The following is a 13264-nucleotide window of genomic DNA, read 5'->3' on the forward strand; positions in this document are numbered from 1 at the left end:
TTAGACGGCAATCTTGTGGTCGATCAGGCCAGGGCTGCTGACCCGGTAAATACCAATTTCGCCCAACAGGTTGGGCCATAGCTTACTCGCCCAGCCGTGGCGGTGCTGTTGATCGACGGCAAGGCGGTTGATCACTTTGGCTTCACGCTCGCTACACAAGGCTTCGAAGTCTTCGAAAGTGCAGAAGTGGATGTTCGGCGTGTTGTACCAGGTGTAGGGCAGGAAATCCGATACCGGCATGCGGCCCTTTGTGGCCAGGTACCAGCGGCAGCGCCAGTGACCGAAGTTGGGAAAGGTGATGATGCACTGGCGGCCGACGCGCAGCATTTCGTCGAGGATGCGATCCGGGTAGTGCACCGCCTGTAGCGCCTGGGTCATCACCACGATGTCGAAACTGTTGCTGGCAAAGTTGCCCAGGCCCTTGTCCAGGTCCTGTTCGATCACGTTAATGCCCTTGGCTACGCACTGGGCGATGTTGTCCGGGTCGTTTTCCAGGCCGTAGCCGGTGACTTGCTTGTTGTCCCGCAGCCAACTCAGCAGTTCCCCATCGCCGCAACCCAAGTCGAGCACGCGGCTGCCAGCGGGGATCCAGTCTTGGATGATTTCCAGGTCGGCTCTCATGGTGCTCTCACAAAGTTATGCGGTTCATGTAGTTGCTGAAGGCTTGCAGGTACCGCGGGATCGGAATCAGGAAGGCGTCATGGCCTTGCGGAGCATCGATCTCCAGGTAGCAGACGTCTTTGCGCGCAGCCATCAGCGCATCCACCAGCTCACGCGAGCGTGCCGGCGAGAAACGCCAGTCGGTGGTGAAGGACATCACGCAAAACTTGGCCGTAGCGCCCTCGAAGGTTTTCGCCAGGTCGTCGTCGTGGTTGGCGGCCGGGTCGAAGTAGTCCAGGGCCTTGGTCATCAGCAAGTACGTATTGGCGTCGAAACGCCCCGAGAATTCCTCGCCCTGATAACGCAGGTAGCTCTCCACCTGGAACTCAACGCTGTGGAAGTCGTAGTTGAGCTTTTCGCTCTTGAGGCCACGGCCGAATTTTTCGCCCATGGAATCATCGGACAGGTAGGTGATGTGCCCGACCATGCGCGCCAGCATCAAGCCACGCTTTGGAATCACCCCCGCTTCCTGGAACGAACCGCCGTGGAACTCGGGGTCGGTAAGGATGGCCTGGCGCGCCACTTCGTTGAAGGCGATGTTCTGTGCCGACAACTTGGGGGCCGAGGCGATAGCCAGGCAATGGCGCACGCGATCCGGGTAGGTAATGGTCCATTGCAGCGCCTGCATGCCGCCCAGGCTGCCGCCGATCACCGCTGCCCATTGATCGACGCCCAGCAGGTCGGCAAGACGCGCCTGGCTGTGCACCCAGTCTTCCACGGTGAGCACCGGGAAGTCGGCGCCGAACGGCTTGCCGGTTTCCGGGTTGATACTGCTCGGGCCAGTGGATCCGTTGCAGCCGCCGAGGTTGTTCAGGCTGACCACGAAGAACGTGTTTGTGTCGATGGGTTTGCCAGGGCCGATGCAACTGTCCCACCAGCCAGGCTTGCGCTCGTCGGCGGAGTGGAAACCGGCAGCGTGATGATGGCCGGACAGGGCGTGGCAGATCAGCACGGCATTGCTCGCCGTGGCGTTCAGTTGGCCGTAGGTTTCGTAGATCAGGTCATAGGCAGGCAGCGAACGTCCGCAGGCCAGGGCCAGCGGTTCGCTGAAGTGCGCCACTTGGGGCACGACCAGTCCAACAGAATCGGGGGGGAAGGCAGTTGGCATCGACCCTGCTCTCGTTTAAATGAGGCGTAAGTCTAAAGACCGCTGCACCTAGCGGCAAGCAAAGGCCTGTGCGGATTCAATTCAATAGGCAGATACAAAATGTGGGAGCTGGCTTGCCTGCGATACCGGCGTGCCAGTCAGCCAATCCGTTGACTGATACACCGCTATCGCAGGTAAGCCAGCTCCCACACTTTACTGCGCCAAGTGTTAGATCAGCACTCGCAGGATGTCCGGCATTGAGGTCATGGCCGCCAGGTTGTTGATCACCAGCATATCCAGCAACTTGAGCACCATGAACGCCAGGATCGGCGAGATATCCAGGCCGCCCAGGTTCGGCAGCAGCCTGCGGAACGGCGCCAGGGCCGGCTCGCAGATCTGGTTCACCAGCTCAGCGCCAGGGTTATGGCTACCCGGAGCGACCCAGGACAGGATCACGCTGATGATCAAAGCAAAGAAGAAGATCTTCAGGAACAGTGCGGTCACGCCGATGATTGCCCAGACCAGCAACTGGACGAAATTGCCGGTGGTGCCGTAGGTCAGCAGCAGGGTCAGCGCCATCAAGGCCAACTGCACCAGGATCGCCAGTACCAGCGACGACATGTCCAGGCCGAAAAGGCTCGGGATGATCCGGCGCAACGGCTTGAGCAGTGGCTGGGTGGCCTTGACGATGAACTGGCAGAGCGGGTTGTAGAAGTTCGCGCGCACCAGTTGCAGCACGAAGCGCATCAGCACGATCAGCAAATACAGACTGCCGATGGTTTGCAGCACGTAGACGGCTGCGGTGTTCAAACCAATCATGTTGGCTCCTTATTTGCCAAGTTGTTCGGCGAGTTCGGCCGAGCGGTGCGCAGCGGCGCCCAATGCTTTTTCGACCAGGGCTTCAAAGCCCCCGGCCTGGAACGATTCGATAGCCGCTTGTGTGGTGCCGCCGGGGGAGGTCACGCGACGGCGCAACTCGGCTGCGTCCACGTCGCTGGACACCGCCATATGTGCGGCGCCCAGGGCGGTCTGTTCAGCCAGCTGCTCGGCAACGTCCTTGGACAGGCCCAGTTTCACGCCGGCGGCGGTCATGGCTTCGATCAGCAGGAAGAAATACGCCGGGCCGCTGCCGGACACGGCGGTGACCGCGTCCAGTTGCTGCTCCTGTTCCAGCCACAGGGCGATGCCCACGGCGGACAGCAGCTCTTGGGCCTGGTCACGTTGTTCGGCGGTGACGTCAGCCGTTGCGTACAAACCGCTCACGCCCTGGCGCAGCAGGGATGGCGTATTCGGCATACAACGCACGATCGGCTGGTCGCCGAGCCATTGCTTCAGGCTGGCGCAGTTGATCCCGGCGGCGATGGACACCACCAGTTGCTGCGGTTGCAGGCTCGGGCGCAGGCTTTCGCACACGGCCTTCATGGCTTGCGGCTTGACTGCCAGCACGATCACGTCGACGCCCTGGATGGCCTCAGCGTTGTCGGCAAAGGTTTCAATGCCGTGCTCGGCGCTGACGCGGGCACGGGTGTCGGCGCCCGGGTCGCTGGCGCGAATTTGCGCGCTGCCCAGGCCTTGGGCCCTTAGGCCACCGATCAGGCTGGCCGCCATGTTGCCGGCGCCGATAAAAGCTATACGCGTGTCTGTCATGACAGGTCCTTGGTTAAATAGAAGTCAGCCATTTTCAAGGCTGGCCGTAGTCGCGGGCGCCGAACAGGGCGGTACCGATCCGCACCCAGGTGGCGCCTTGGGCAATGGCCGACTCGAGGTCGTGGCTCATGCCCATGGAAAGTGTGTCCAACGGCAGGTTCAAACGGGCTTGCAGCTCGCGTACGGTGGCGAACGCCGCATCTTGGGCCGTCCGATCTGCAGTCGGCTCGGGGATCGCCATCAAGCCACGCAGCTTCAGGCGCGGCAAGGCGCTGATCGCATTGGCCAGGGCCGGCAGGTCGGCGGGTGTACAGCCGGACTTGCTGGCTTCGCCACTGACGTTGACCTGAATGCAGAGATTCAGCGGCGGCAGGTTGGCCGGGCGCTGTTCGGACAAACGTTGAGCAATTTTCAAACGGTCCACGGAATGCACCCAAGCGAAGTTCTCGGCGATCGCACGAGTCTTGTTCGATTGAATGGGGCCGATGAAGTGCCAACTCAAGGGCAAGTCGGTCAATTCCTCCTGTTTGCCCAACGCTTCCTGTAGATAGTTCTCGCCAAAATCGCGCATCCCGGCGGCATAGGCTTCGCGCACTGCGAGTGCGGGTTTGGTCTTGCTCACGGCCAGCAGGTGGATGCTGCTTGCGTCACGTTGCACGGCGTCGGCTGCGGCGCGGATGCGCTGGCTAACCAGGCCGATGTTGTCTGCTATCGTCGACATTCAAGATGCGCCCGTGGATATGGAGTCCGCGGCATTCTACTGGAAATGGAAAGCCCTATGGATATCACTGAATTACTCAGGGCCAGCGTGCGCCGTGGCGCCTCCGACCTGCATTTGTCAGCTGGCCTGGCGCCGATGTTGCGGGTGGATGGCGAGGTGTGGCCGCTGGATTGGCCGGTGCTCTCACCTACGCAAGTAGCGGACTTATTGAGACCCTTACTGAATCAGCACCAACAAAAGGATTTCGAAACATCTCTTGAAACGGATTTTGCTTTCGAGCTACCCGACGTAGCGCGGTTCCGGGCGAATGTGTTCCAGCAGGACCGCGGCATGGGCGCCGTGTTTCGCACCATCCCCTCTGAGGTGCAGAGCCTGGAAAACCTGGGCCTGGGGGATGTGTTTCAGCGTATCGCCCAGCTACCGCGCGGCTTGGTGTTGGTGACTGGCCCCACTGGCTCGGGCAAGTCCACAACCTTGGCGGCGATGATCGATTTTCTCAATCAGCATCGGCGTCAGCACATCCTCACGCTCGAAGACCCCATCGAGTTTATCCACACACCGAAAACGGCGTTGATCAACCAACGCCAGGTGCACCGCGACACCCATAGCTTTTCCACCGCACTGCGCTCGGCGCTACGGGAAGATCCTGACGTGATCCTGGTGGGTGAACTGCGCGACCTGGAAACCATCCGCCTGGCGCTGACGGCGGCGGAGACCGGACACCTGGTCTTTGGCACACTGCACACCAGCTCGGCGGCAAAGTCTGTAGACCGGCTGGTGGATGTGTTCCCGTCCGGGGAAAAAGCCATGGTCCGCGCGATGCTGTCAGAGTCGTTGCAGGCGGTGGTGTCCCAAGTGCTGGTGAAGAAGATGGGCGGCGGTCGGGTGGCGGCTCACGAGATCATGCTGGGCACGCCGGCGATTCGGAATTTGATCCGCGAGGACAAGGTGGCGCAGATGGTCTCGGCGATCCAGACGGGTGGAGCGTTGGGGATGAAGACGCTGGATATGAGTTTGAAGGCGTTGGTCGGGGAGGGCGTGATCAGTCGGGAAGAGGCGCAGGGCAAGGCGCGGGTGCCTGCAGACATATGAGGTCTTGAAAACGATGTAAATAAAATGTGGGAGCGAGCAAGCTCGCTCCCACATTTTTACTGTATTTCAGCCTGAAATCAGCGCTGAACGATCCGCAAGTTGTTCTGCTCTTTAGGCAGAACCCGCTTGGCAATCACGTAGTTCTTATTCCAGAACGGCTTTTTCAGCGTGTCGATGCTGACCGATTTGCCACGGCGCGGTGCGTGGATAAAACGGTCATTGCCCAGGTAGATAGCAACGTGGTTCACCTTACGGCTCTTCAGTTTGAAGAACAACAGGTCACCCGGTTTCAGGTCCTTGCGATCAACCTTCTGCCCGTGGCCTGCGGCCATGGCATTGGACGTGCGCGGCAAGTCTACTGCTGCAACATCATTAAACGCATATTTCACCAAACCACTGCAGTCGAACCCTTTACTTGGGCTGCTACCGCCCCAACGATAAGGCGTACCGAGCACGTTGACGGCGCGGCTGAGAACGCTGCTGCTCTGCTTGGTGTTGACGCCTACCAGGCCCGGTACTGCTTTGCCGTTGTGGGCCTTGCTCAGTTGAGTTGGGCGGCTGACAGTCAGCTTCACCGACTTGGTAGTGCCTGGCGTGCTGTGGACTTTAGGGGTGAAACCGTTAACGTTAGGAAGTCGTTGCTCACGATTGGTGGCGTGGGCGGCCAGTGGCATTAATAGGCAAATGGTTAGCCATGTCTTGAAAAATGGTCGCATTAGGCGTGGCTCTTATGGGTTTGCGCGCAACTTTATAACAGGTTTTAGTGTCGTTCTCAGGCCGTTTGTCGACTGAACCTTGACGTCAAAATCAGGAAAAACGCGACGATTCGCCGCAATTGTCCTACACAAGGCAGGTGGCATAAGGCTTTCAGGGCAGGGAAGATACCATTTGCCGTACGTCGGGCGCCTGTAAAAAAGTCACAAAGAAAGTGAAAAAATTTTTCTATCGAGGCAAAAGAGGTAAGCGATGAACACCTATCAACAGATTGGCCAGCAACAAGACACCCACAGCAAGGTGATCGGTTACCTGTTGTGGATTTTCGGTTTTACCGGCGCGCATCGCTTCTATTACGGCAAGCCGGTGACCGGTACGATCTGGTTTTTCACCTTGGGCTTGCTGGGGATTGGCTGGCTGATCGACCTGTTCCTGATCCCGGCCATGGACCGTGAAGCGGACCTGCGTTTTACCGCCGGGCCTATCGAATACAACGTGGCGTGGATTCTGTTGGCGTTCCTGGGCGTATTTGGCGTGCACCGTATGTATCAGGGCAAATGGATCTCCGGCCTGATCTACCTGCTGACCGGCGGCTTGTTCCTGGTGGGCGTGCTGTATGACTTCTGGACGCTGAATACGCAGATTTCGATTCGTAATGCCGAGCGCAACGGCGGACGTTGAGTCTCTAGAGGCCGATACACACTAACGGTGGGAGCGGGCTTGCTCCCACCGTTGCTGTGCCCACTCTAGACCGGCTTTAGGCCTGATAGCTGATCCGCCCATCCACCAAGGTGTAACGCACCGTCGCCGGCAAGCTATGCCCGATAAACGGGCAATTCTCACCTTTGGACAGCCAGTGCTCCCCAGCTACCGTGGAGCTGGCCGGATCAAACAGCACCAAGTCCGCCGCCGAACCCACCGCCAACTTACCCGCCGGTAAACGCAATGCCTCGGCCGGGCCGGCGCTCAGTCGCGTGAGCAACGTCGGCAAGTCCAGCAAACCCTCTTCCACCAGCGTCATCGCCAACGGCAGCAACAGCTCAACGCTGCTGATACCCGGCTCTGTCGCGCCGAACGGTGCCAGCTTGGCATCGCGCTCGTGGGGCTGGTGGTGGCTGGAAATCGCCGAGATCACACCCGACTTCACCGCCGCGCGCAAACCATCACGGTCGGCACGGGTGCGCAGCGGCGGTTGCACGTGGTAGAGGCTGGAGAAGTCGATCAGCGCCTCATCGGTCAAAATCAGCTGATACAACGCCACATCCGCCGTCACCGGCAAGCCACGGGCCTGGGCCTGCGCAATCAGGGCCACACCGCGTGCGCTGGTCAGTTGGCTGAAGTGCGCACGCACACCGCTTTGTTCCACCAGCAGCAGGTCGCGGGCCAGGGCCACGGTTTCGGCGGTTTCCGGAATGCCCGGCAAACCGAGGAAGCTGGCCACGGCGCCTTCATGGGCCAGGCCGCCTTCGGCCAAGTCGCGGTCCTGGGAGTGGAAGATCACCGTCAGGTCGAAGGTGGCTGCGTATTCCAGGGCGCGGCACAGGGTGCGGGCACTGCGAAAGCTCTCCAAACCGTTGCCAAAGGCCACGCAACCGGCATCGCGCAGGGCGATCAGCTCGGCCAGTTGTTCGCCTTCCAGGCCTTTGCTCAGGGCGCCAATGGGGAACACTTTGCAATTGCCGGCTTCACGGGCGCGGTCCAGGATCAGCTCGGTCACCGCCGAGGTGTCCAAGACTGGCTTGGTGTGCGGCGGGCAGCACAGGCTGGTCACGCCACCGGCCGCAGCGGCGCGGGTTTCGCTGATGATGTTGCCCTTGCGACTGTAACCCGGCTCGCGCAGGGCGACGTTCAGGTCCACCAGGCCAGGCGCGGCCACCAGGCCTTTGGCATCGATGGTTTCAACCGCGCTGAAACCAGCAGGGGCCGCTCCAATGGCGATGATCTTGCCGGCTTCCAGGTGCAGATCGGTAACTTGATCCAGGCCACTGGCCGGATCGATAACGCGGGCGCCGAGAATGCTGAGCTTCACTGGGCGTTCTCCTGCTCGAATTGACGTTGCGCGGTTTGCCCGCTCATGGCCATGGACAACACCGCCATGCGCACGGCGATGCCGTAGGTCACTTGGTTGAGGATCACCGACTGGTTGCCGTCGGCCACCGCCGACTCAATCTCTACGCCGCGGTTGATCGGGCCGGGGTGCATCACGATGGCATCCGGCTTGGCGCCGGCCAGGCGTGCAGTGGTCAGGCCGAACAGGCGGTAGAACTCGCCTTCGCTTGGGAGCAGGCCGCCGGACATGCGTTCGCGTTGCAGGCGCAGCATGATCACCACGTCGACCTCCTTGAGGCCTTCGGTCATGTCGGTGTAGACCTTCACGCCGTACTGCTCGATACCGATCGGCAGCAGGGTTTTCGGTGCGATCACGCGGATGTCCGGGCAACCCAGGGTTTTCAGGGCCAGCATGTTCGAGCGCGCCACCCGCGAGTGCAGGATGTCGCCGACGATGGCCACCGAGAGGTTTTCAAAGCTGCCCTTGTGCCGACGAATGGTGAGCATGTCGAGCATGCCCTGGGTCGGGTGGGCGTGACGGCCGTCGCCGCCGTTGATGATCGCTACCTGCGGGCACACGTGCTCGGCGATGAAATGCGCGGCGCCGGAATCGCCGTGGCGCACCACGAACATGTCAGCGGCCATGGCTTCCAGGTTGCGCAGGGTGTCGAGCAGGGTCTCGCCCTTGCTCGCCGACGAGGTCGACACGTTCAGCGTGATCACGTCGGCCGACAGTCGCTGGGCCGCCAGCTCAAAGGTGGTACGGGTGCGCGTAGAGTTCTCGAAGAACACATTGCAGATGGTCTTGCCGCGCAGCAGCGGGACCTTCTTCACCGCGCGGCCGCCGACTTCGAGGAACGAGTCGGCGGTGTCGAGGATTTCGGTGAGCAGTTCGCGGGGCAAACCGTCGAGGGACAAGAAATGTTGCAGCTGGCCCTGAGCATTGAGCTGCAGCGGGCGCTTGGCATCTAGAGGCGTCATCGCGGGGACTCTGTACAAGGCGGTTTAAAGGGCAAGGTCTTGCAGTTCGAGTTCGAGCGGCGTGGGACCGGACAATTTTACCCGCTGGTGGGCTTCCAGCGACAGTGTGGCGCCGACCACATCCGGGCTGATCGGCAATTCGCCGGCTTCCAGGTCCAACAGGCACACCAGTGTCACGCTGGCCGGGCGACCGTAGTCGAACAGTTCGTTCAGGGCGGCGCGAATGGTGCGGCCGCTCATCAGCACGTCATCGATCAGCACCAGATGCTGGCCTTCGATCTCGAAGGGCAGGGCCGACGGGCGCACTTGCGGGTGCAGGCCGTTCTGGCTGAAGTCATCGCGGTAGAAGGACACGTCCAGAGTGCCCAGGGGCGAATCGCTGCCGAGCTCTTCCAGCAGTGCCTGGGCCACCCACACACCGCCAGTGCGAATACCGATGAAACGCGGTTCGCTGATGGCGCGGTGTTGCAGATGGGCCGTGAGGCTTTTGGCCATCTGGCTGATCAGTTCGGCGGGGTTCGGCAAGCTCATGGTGGCTCCTTCAAGGCCTGGCGGGGGCAAGGTCCGGGCGTAAACGTAAAAAGACGCGGCAAGCCGCGTCAGTCAGGATTCAAATAAAGCTGTGTTTTCGTCCAGCCAACCCTGCAGCAGCAGGGCGGCGGCGATGGCGTCCACGGGGTTGTCGCGGTAGCTGCCTTTCTGCCCGCCACGGTCGCGTCGCTCGCCCTTGGCTTCAAAGGTGGTCAGGCGCTCGTCGTGGGTATAGAACGGGATGTTGTAGCGGCCATTGAGGCGGCGTGCGAACTTTTCGGCGCGCAGGCACATGTCGCTGGGCGTGCCATCCATATTCAAAGGCAACCCGACCACCACTGCGTCGGGCTTCCACTCTTCAATGAGGGCCTCGACCTGGTTCCAGTCCGGGATGCCGTTCTGGGCCTTGAGGGTGCACAGCTCGCGGGCCTGCCCGGTGATCACCTGGCCGACTGCTACGCCGATCTGTTTGGTGCCGTAGTCAAAGCCGAGGATCAGACGCAAGGCCATCAGGCGTGCCCCGCCTGGCTGGTCAGCAGGCTGAGGTTGACCCGCAGCTTCGCCGCCGCAGCTTCCAGGCGCAGTTCGCTGGGGGTGTTGAAGAGGATATCGGCGTCAAAGGGGCAGGTCAGCCAGGCATTGCTCGCCAACTCAGCTTCCAGTTGTCCGGCTTCCCAGCCCGCATAGCCCAGGGTGATCACGTTTTGCTCGGGGCCAGCGCCGTCAGCGATGGCGAACAACACGTCCTGAGAGGTCGACAGCGACACGCCTTCCAGGTCGACCGTGGCCTGGAACTTCGGCCCGGTGGGGTGCAGTACAAAACCGCGGTCGGTCTGCACCGGCCCACCGATGTAGATCGGCACGTCCTGGCAACGGGCCGGCGGGTCGACGTCCGGTCGCAGTTGTTCGAGGATGTCCGCCAGGTTCAGCTCTTGCGGGCGGTTTACCACGAGTCCCATAGCACCATTGGCCGTGTGCTCGACAATGTAGGTCAAGGTTTGCGCAAAGTTCGCGTCGGCCATATGGGGCATGGCGATCAGGAATTGGTGCTTGAGGTAGGTCGGGCTTACGTTTTTCATGTCCGCTAGTGTGGCGTTGGAGGGGCGAACTGACAAGCTGGCGATGTGCCGGATCCGGCAATTGTCATCAATTGCTGGAAAGCCGATCGCCCTTGGCGAACTTCCAGGTGCGGATGATTTCCAGGCGGTCAACATCGTTCAAATCCCCGCTGAACGGGGCAAACGGTGCAGCCAGGCGCACGATGCGCTGGGCAGCCTGGTCCAGCAATGGCTGGCCGGAGGACTCCAGAACCTGCACTTCATATAACGTACCGTCACGGTTGATCGACACCAGTAAGCGCAAATTGCCATATATCTGCTGGCGCCTTGCCTCATCCGGGTAGTTGAGGTTACCGATACGCTCAACCTTCCTGCGCCACTCGTCCTTATACCAGGCACCTTTGTCGCGCCTGGTCGAGGCGGCGTTCAACCGGTAGATACGCGGGCGCTTGGCGTACAACTGCTGCTCGTTGGCCAGCTCCGCTTCCAGGCTGGAAATTTCATCGGTCAGCGTCGAGCTGTCGAACGTCGGCGCCGGCTTGACGGGCTCGGGTTTCGGTTCGGTCTTGATCTTTTCGCGCTGGGTCGGGGCTTTTTGCGGTTTGGGTGCGACGGTAGTCACCGCAGGCTTGGGTGAGGCTTGCTTGACCTCGGGCTTAGGCGTCGGCGGCGGACCGACTTTATTCACCTTGTTGTCCTGGAACGGCGCCACTTCGGTGGTCTTGGGCACGGCTTTCTTGTCCAGGGTGCCGCTGCCTTGCTGGTTGTCCTGGGCGAGAAAGTCGGCCTTCTCGGGCGTCTTTTCGCTCTTGAACGTGGCGAGGGTGATTTCCAGGGTTTTGCTGATCTGCTTGGGTTCGACCATCGTGAACCCCACGCCGAGGATCAGGGCCAGGTGAATCAATGCCGCCAGGAACAGGGTAAATCCGAGCCGATCAGCCGGGCGCACGCCGCTGTGGGAGAGTTCGGGGGGCAGTTCGGACGGCAGGGGCATAAAAACCAACATCGCGGGTTTCGAGGTTCGGCATGATAGCGCAATGTTGGTTTTTAGCTTCAAGCGGCAAGCCACAAGCTGCAAGTCTAAAAGCGGTCTGCTTTAAACGTGCGGTTTGGAGCTTGCAACTTGCAACTTTTCGGCAATCACGGCCATAAGCATTTCCCCGATGTTGGTGCCGAAAGCATTGTCGATCTCGCGGATACAGGTCGGGCTGGTGACGTTGATTTCAGTCAGGTTCTCACCGATCACGTCCAGGCCCACAAACAGCAAGCCCTTTTCACGCAGTGTTGGACCGACTTGGGAGGCGATCCAACGGTCCTTGTCCGACAAAGGCCGTGCTTCACCACGGCCACCGGCCGCCAGGTTGCCACGGGTCTCGCCGGCTGCCGGGATGCGCGCCAGACAGTAATCCACCGGCTCGCCGTCGATCATCAGGATGCGCTTGTCGCCGTCCTTGATCGCCGGAATATAGGCCTGGCCCATGATCTGCTGGGTGCCCAGGGCGGTCAGAGTTTCCAGGATCACCGACAGGTTCGGGTCGCCCGCGCGGTGACGGAAGATCGAGGTGCCACCCATGCCGTCCAGCGGCTTGAGAATCACATCGCCATGTTTAGCGGCAAATTCACGCAGCACATCGGCGCGGCGGCTGACCACGGTCGGCGGCGTGCACTGCGGGAACAGCGTGGCGAACAGCTTTTCATTGCAGTCGCGCAGGCTCTGCGGCTTGTTGACGATCAGCACGCCAGCGCGTTCGGCCTGCTCCAGCAGGTAGGTGGAGTACACGAATTCCATGTCGAACGGCGGGTCCTTGCGCATCAGGATCACGTCCAGATCGCTCAACGGGCTGTCGATTTCATCTTGCAACTCGAACCACTTCTGCGGGTTGGCAAACACCTGCAGCGGGCGCATGCGCGCGCGGGCTTCGCCGTCGCCTTGGTAAAGATCGCGCTGCTCCATATAGAACAACGTCCAGCCGCGGGCCTGAGCGGCCAGGAGCATGGCCAGCGAGCTGTCCTTTTTATAGGAAATGCTGGCGATAGGGTCCATGACAATGCCGACGCGAACGCTCATGGGGGATTTCCTCTAACAAATAAGGGCACACAAAAGTGGCGTCAGAGTGGCGCTGCGGCTGTTGTGGGTCAAGGAAAAACCACCCGGCCGGTTGCTCGATAGATTGCGCCCGGAGACTGTGCTAAAAAGACTGCCACAGCGCAGCAGCCCTTGAATTCCAAGGCTTGCGGCGTTCATCCTGTGCAACATCAGACAGTACACACCGAAAACCGATTCGCTGTGGCGATGGCAGAGCAGATATGGAACAGCAATCCAACGCCTTGAGAGTGATGGTGATCGACGATTCGAAGACGATCCGCCGCACCGCCGAGACCCTGTTGAAGAACGTGGGGTGCGATGTCATCACGGCCATCGACGGTTTTGATGCCCTGGCCCGGATTGTTGATCATCACCCGCACATTATTTTTGTCGACATCATGATGCCGCGCCTGGATGGCTATCAGACTTGCGCGCTGGTGAAGAACAACCCGGCGTTCAAGTCGATCCCGGTGATCATGTTGTCCTCCAAGGATGGCCTGTTCGACAAGGCCAAGGGCCGTACCGTGGGTGTCGATCAGTTTTTGACCAAGCCTTTCAGCAAGGAAGAACTGCTGGGCGTGATCAAGGCCTACGTGCCTGCCTTCGCCGCAGTAGAACAAGCACACTGACGCCGCCTC

The 13264-nt window shown here is 60.7% G+C and carries 16 protein-coding genes; 3 read left to right on the top strand and 13 right to left on the bottom strand.

Translation table 11 applies throughout. From position 1 onward, the window contains the following. The 5 genes from metW to AACY08_RS12330 all read right to left on the bottom strand — a co-directional run bounded on the left by metW (position 1) and on the right by AACY08_RS12330 (position 4115). Entirely contained in the window at positions 1-621 is a 621-nt protein-coding gene (metW, locus tag AACY08_RS12310; protein WP_339415255.1) for a methionine biosynthesis protein MetW, read from the bottom strand. Positions 622-628: 7 nt separating this feature from the next. Next, complete coding sequence (gene metX, locus AACY08_RS12315; RefSeq protein WP_339415256.1) at positions 629-1768, bottom strand: homoserine O-succinyltransferase MetX; 1140 nt, start codon at positions 1766-1768, stop codon at positions 629-631. Positions 1769-1975: 207 nt separating this feature from the next. Continuing rightward, the gene (locus AACY08_RS12320; protein WP_339415257.1) at positions 1976-2566 is read right to left on the bottom strand and encodes a YggT family protein; all 591 of its coding nucleotides are present in this window, start codon (positions 2564-2566) and stop codon (positions 1976-1978) included. A gap of 9 nt (positions 2567-2575) precedes the next feature. Further along, positions 2576-3394, bottom strand: a complete 819-nt coding sequence (proC, locus tag AACY08_RS12325) for a pyrroline-5-carboxylate reductase (RefSeq protein ID WP_339415258.1) — start codon at positions 3392-3394, stop codon at positions 2576-2578. A gap of 34 nt (positions 3395-3428) precedes the next feature. Further along, positions 3429-4115: a YggS family pyridoxal phosphate-dependent enzyme gene (locus tag AACY08_RS12330; RefSeq protein ID WP_339469670.1), complete on the bottom strand. Its 687-nt coding sequence runs from the start codon at positions 4113-4115 to the stop codon at positions 3429-3431. A 57-nt stretch (positions 4116-4172) separates the two neighbouring features. Between AACY08_RS12330 and AACY08_RS12335 the strand changes: the two genes are divergently transcribed. Further along, positions 4173-5207, top strand: a complete 1035-nt coding sequence (locus AACY08_RS12335; RefSeq protein ID WP_339469672.1) for a type IV pilus twitching motility protein PilT — start codon at positions 4173-4175, stop codon at positions 5205-5207. A 77-nt stretch (positions 5208-5284) separates the two neighbouring features. Here AACY08_RS12335 and AACY08_RS12340 read toward each other — a convergent pair whose 3' ends face one another. Next, a complete protein-coding gene (locus AACY08_RS12340; protein ID WP_339469674.1) occupies positions 5285-5923 on the bottom strand; it encodes a C40 family peptidase in 639 nt (212 codons plus the stop codon). Positions 5924-6173: 250 nt separating this feature from the next. Here AACY08_RS12340 and AACY08_RS12345 point away from each other — a divergent pair, with 250 nt between their 5' ends. Beyond that, positions 6174-6602: an NINE protein gene (locus AACY08_RS12345; protein WP_370467849.1), complete on the top strand. Its 429-nt coding sequence runs from the start codon at positions 6174-6176 to the stop codon at positions 6600-6602. Positions 6603-6678: 76 nt separating this feature from the next. Here the strand turns inward: AACY08_RS12345 and AACY08_RS12350 are convergent, their stop codons facing one another. From AACY08_RS12350 to gshB, 7 genes are all read right to left on the bottom strand, one after another. After that, entirely contained in the window at positions 6679-7950 is a 1272-nt protein-coding gene (locus AACY08_RS12350; RefSeq protein ID WP_339427649.1) for a dihydroorotase, read from the bottom strand. Continuing rightward, on the bottom strand, positions 7947-8951 hold the full coding sequence (locus AACY08_RS12355) for an aspartate carbamoyltransferase catalytic subunit (RefSeq protein ID WP_339427650.1): 1005 nt from the start codon (positions 8949-8951) through the stop codon (positions 7947-7949). The genes AACY08_RS12350 and AACY08_RS12355 overlap by 4 nt, the downstream gene beginning before the upstream one ends. 24 nt (positions 8952-8975) lie before the next feature. After that, on the bottom strand, positions 8976-9482 hold the full coding sequence (pyrR, locus tag AACY08_RS12360; protein WP_339469676.1) for a bifunctional pyr operon transcriptional regulator/uracil phosphoribosyltransferase PyrR: 507 nt from the start codon (positions 9480-9482) through the stop codon (positions 8976-8978). Between the two features lie 72 nt (positions 9483-9554). Further along, positions 9555-9992 (bottom strand): Holliday junction resolvase RuvX, encoded by a 438-nt coding sequence (gene ruvX / locus AACY08_RS12365; RefSeq protein WP_339469678.1) that lies wholly within the window; start codon positions 9990-9992, stop codon positions 9555-9557. After that, on the bottom strand, positions 9992-10561 hold the full coding sequence (locus tag AACY08_RS12370) for a YqgE/AlgH family protein (protein ID WP_339469679.1): 570 nt from the start codon (positions 10559-10561) through the stop codon (positions 9992-9994). Before AACY08_RS12370 ends, ruvX begins: the two co-directional genes overlap by 1 nt. Positions 10562-10628: 67 nt before the next feature. Beyond that, positions 10629-11534, bottom strand: coding sequence for an energy transducer TonB (locus AACY08_RS12375; RefSeq protein ID WP_339469680.1), 906 nt, complete (start codon positions 11532-11534; stop codon positions 10629-10631). 102 nt (positions 11535-11636) lie between these two features. Beyond that, positions 11637-12608, bottom strand: coding sequence for a glutathione synthase (gene gshB, locus AACY08_RS12380; RefSeq protein ID WP_339469681.1), 972 nt, complete (start codon positions 12606-12608; stop codon positions 11637-11639). 239 nt (positions 12609-12847) lie between these two features. Here gshB and pilG point away from each other — a divergent pair, with 239 nt between their 5' ends. Continuing rightward, on the top strand, positions 12848-13255 hold the full coding sequence (pilG, locus tag AACY08_RS12385; RefSeq protein WP_339415266.1) for a twitching motility response regulator PilG: 408 nt from the start codon (positions 12848-12850) through the stop codon (positions 13253-13255). Positions 13256-13264 lie beyond the last annotated feature (9 nt).

Source organism: Pseudomonas sp. EL_65y_Pfl1_R83, from assembly GCF_963970695.1.
Taxonomy (GTDB): domain Bacteria; phylum Pseudomonadota; class Gammaproteobacteria; order Pseudomonadales; family Pseudomonadaceae; genus Aquipseudomonas; species Aquipseudomonas tritici.

Bases quoted from the DNA above. Each gene is read 5' to 3' on its own strand.
- metW (WP_339415255.1), bottom strand. From the start codon at position 621: ATGAGAGCCGACCTGGAAATCATCCAAGACTGGATCCCCGCTGGCAGC.
- metX (WP_339415256.1), bottom strand. From the start codon at position 1,768: ATGCCAACTGCCTTCCCCCCCGATTCTGTTGGACTGGTCGTGCCCCAA.
- AACY08_RS12320 (WP_339415257.1), bottom strand. From the start codon at position 2,566: ATGATTGGTTTGAACACCGCAGCCGTCTACGTGCTGCAAACCATCGGC.
- proC (WP_339415258.1), bottom strand. From the start codon at position 3,394: ATGACAGACACGCGTATAGCTTTTATCGGCGCCGGCAACATGGCGGCC.
- AACY08_RS12330 (WP_339469670.1), bottom strand. From the start codon at position 4,115: ATGTCGACGATAGCAGACAACATCGGCCTGGTTAGCCAGCGCATCCGC.
- AACY08_RS12335 (WP_339469672.1), top strand. From the start codon at position 4,173: ATGGATATCACTGAATTACTCAGGGCCAGCGTGCGCCGTGGCGCCTCC.
- AACY08_RS12340 (WP_339469674.1), bottom strand. From the start codon at position 5,923: ATGCGACCATTTTTCAAGACATGGCTAACCATTTGCCTATTAATGCCA.
- AACY08_RS12345 (WP_370467849.1), top strand. From the start codon at position 6,174: ATGAACACCTATCAACAGATTGGCCAGCAACAAGACACCCACAGCAAG.
- AACY08_RS12355 (WP_339427650.1), bottom strand. From the start codon at position 8,951: ATGACGCCTCTAGATGCCAAGCGCCCGCTGCAGCTCAATGCTCAGGGC.
- pyrR (WP_339469676.1), bottom strand. From the start codon at position 9,482: ATGAGCTTGCCGAACCCCGCCGAACTGATCAGCCAGATGGCCAAAAGC.
- ruvX (WP_339469678.1), bottom strand. From the start codon at position 9,992: ATGGCCTTGCGTCTGATCCTCGGCTTTGACTACGGCACCAAACAGATC.
- AACY08_RS12370 (WP_339469679.1), bottom strand. From the start codon at position 10,561: ATGAAAAACGTAAGCCCGACCTACCTCAAGCACCAATTCCTGATCGCC.
- AACY08_RS12375 (WP_339469680.1), bottom strand. From the start codon at position 11,534: ATGCCCCTGCCGTCCGAACTGCCCCCCGAACTCTCCCACAGCGGCGTG.
- gshB (WP_339469681.1), bottom strand. From the start codon at position 12,608: ATGAGCGTTCGCGTCGGCATTGTCATGGACCCTATCGCCAGCATTTCC.
- pilG (WP_339415266.1), top strand. From the start codon at position 12,848: ATGGAACAGCAATCCAACGCCTTGAGAGTGATGGTGATCGACGATTCG.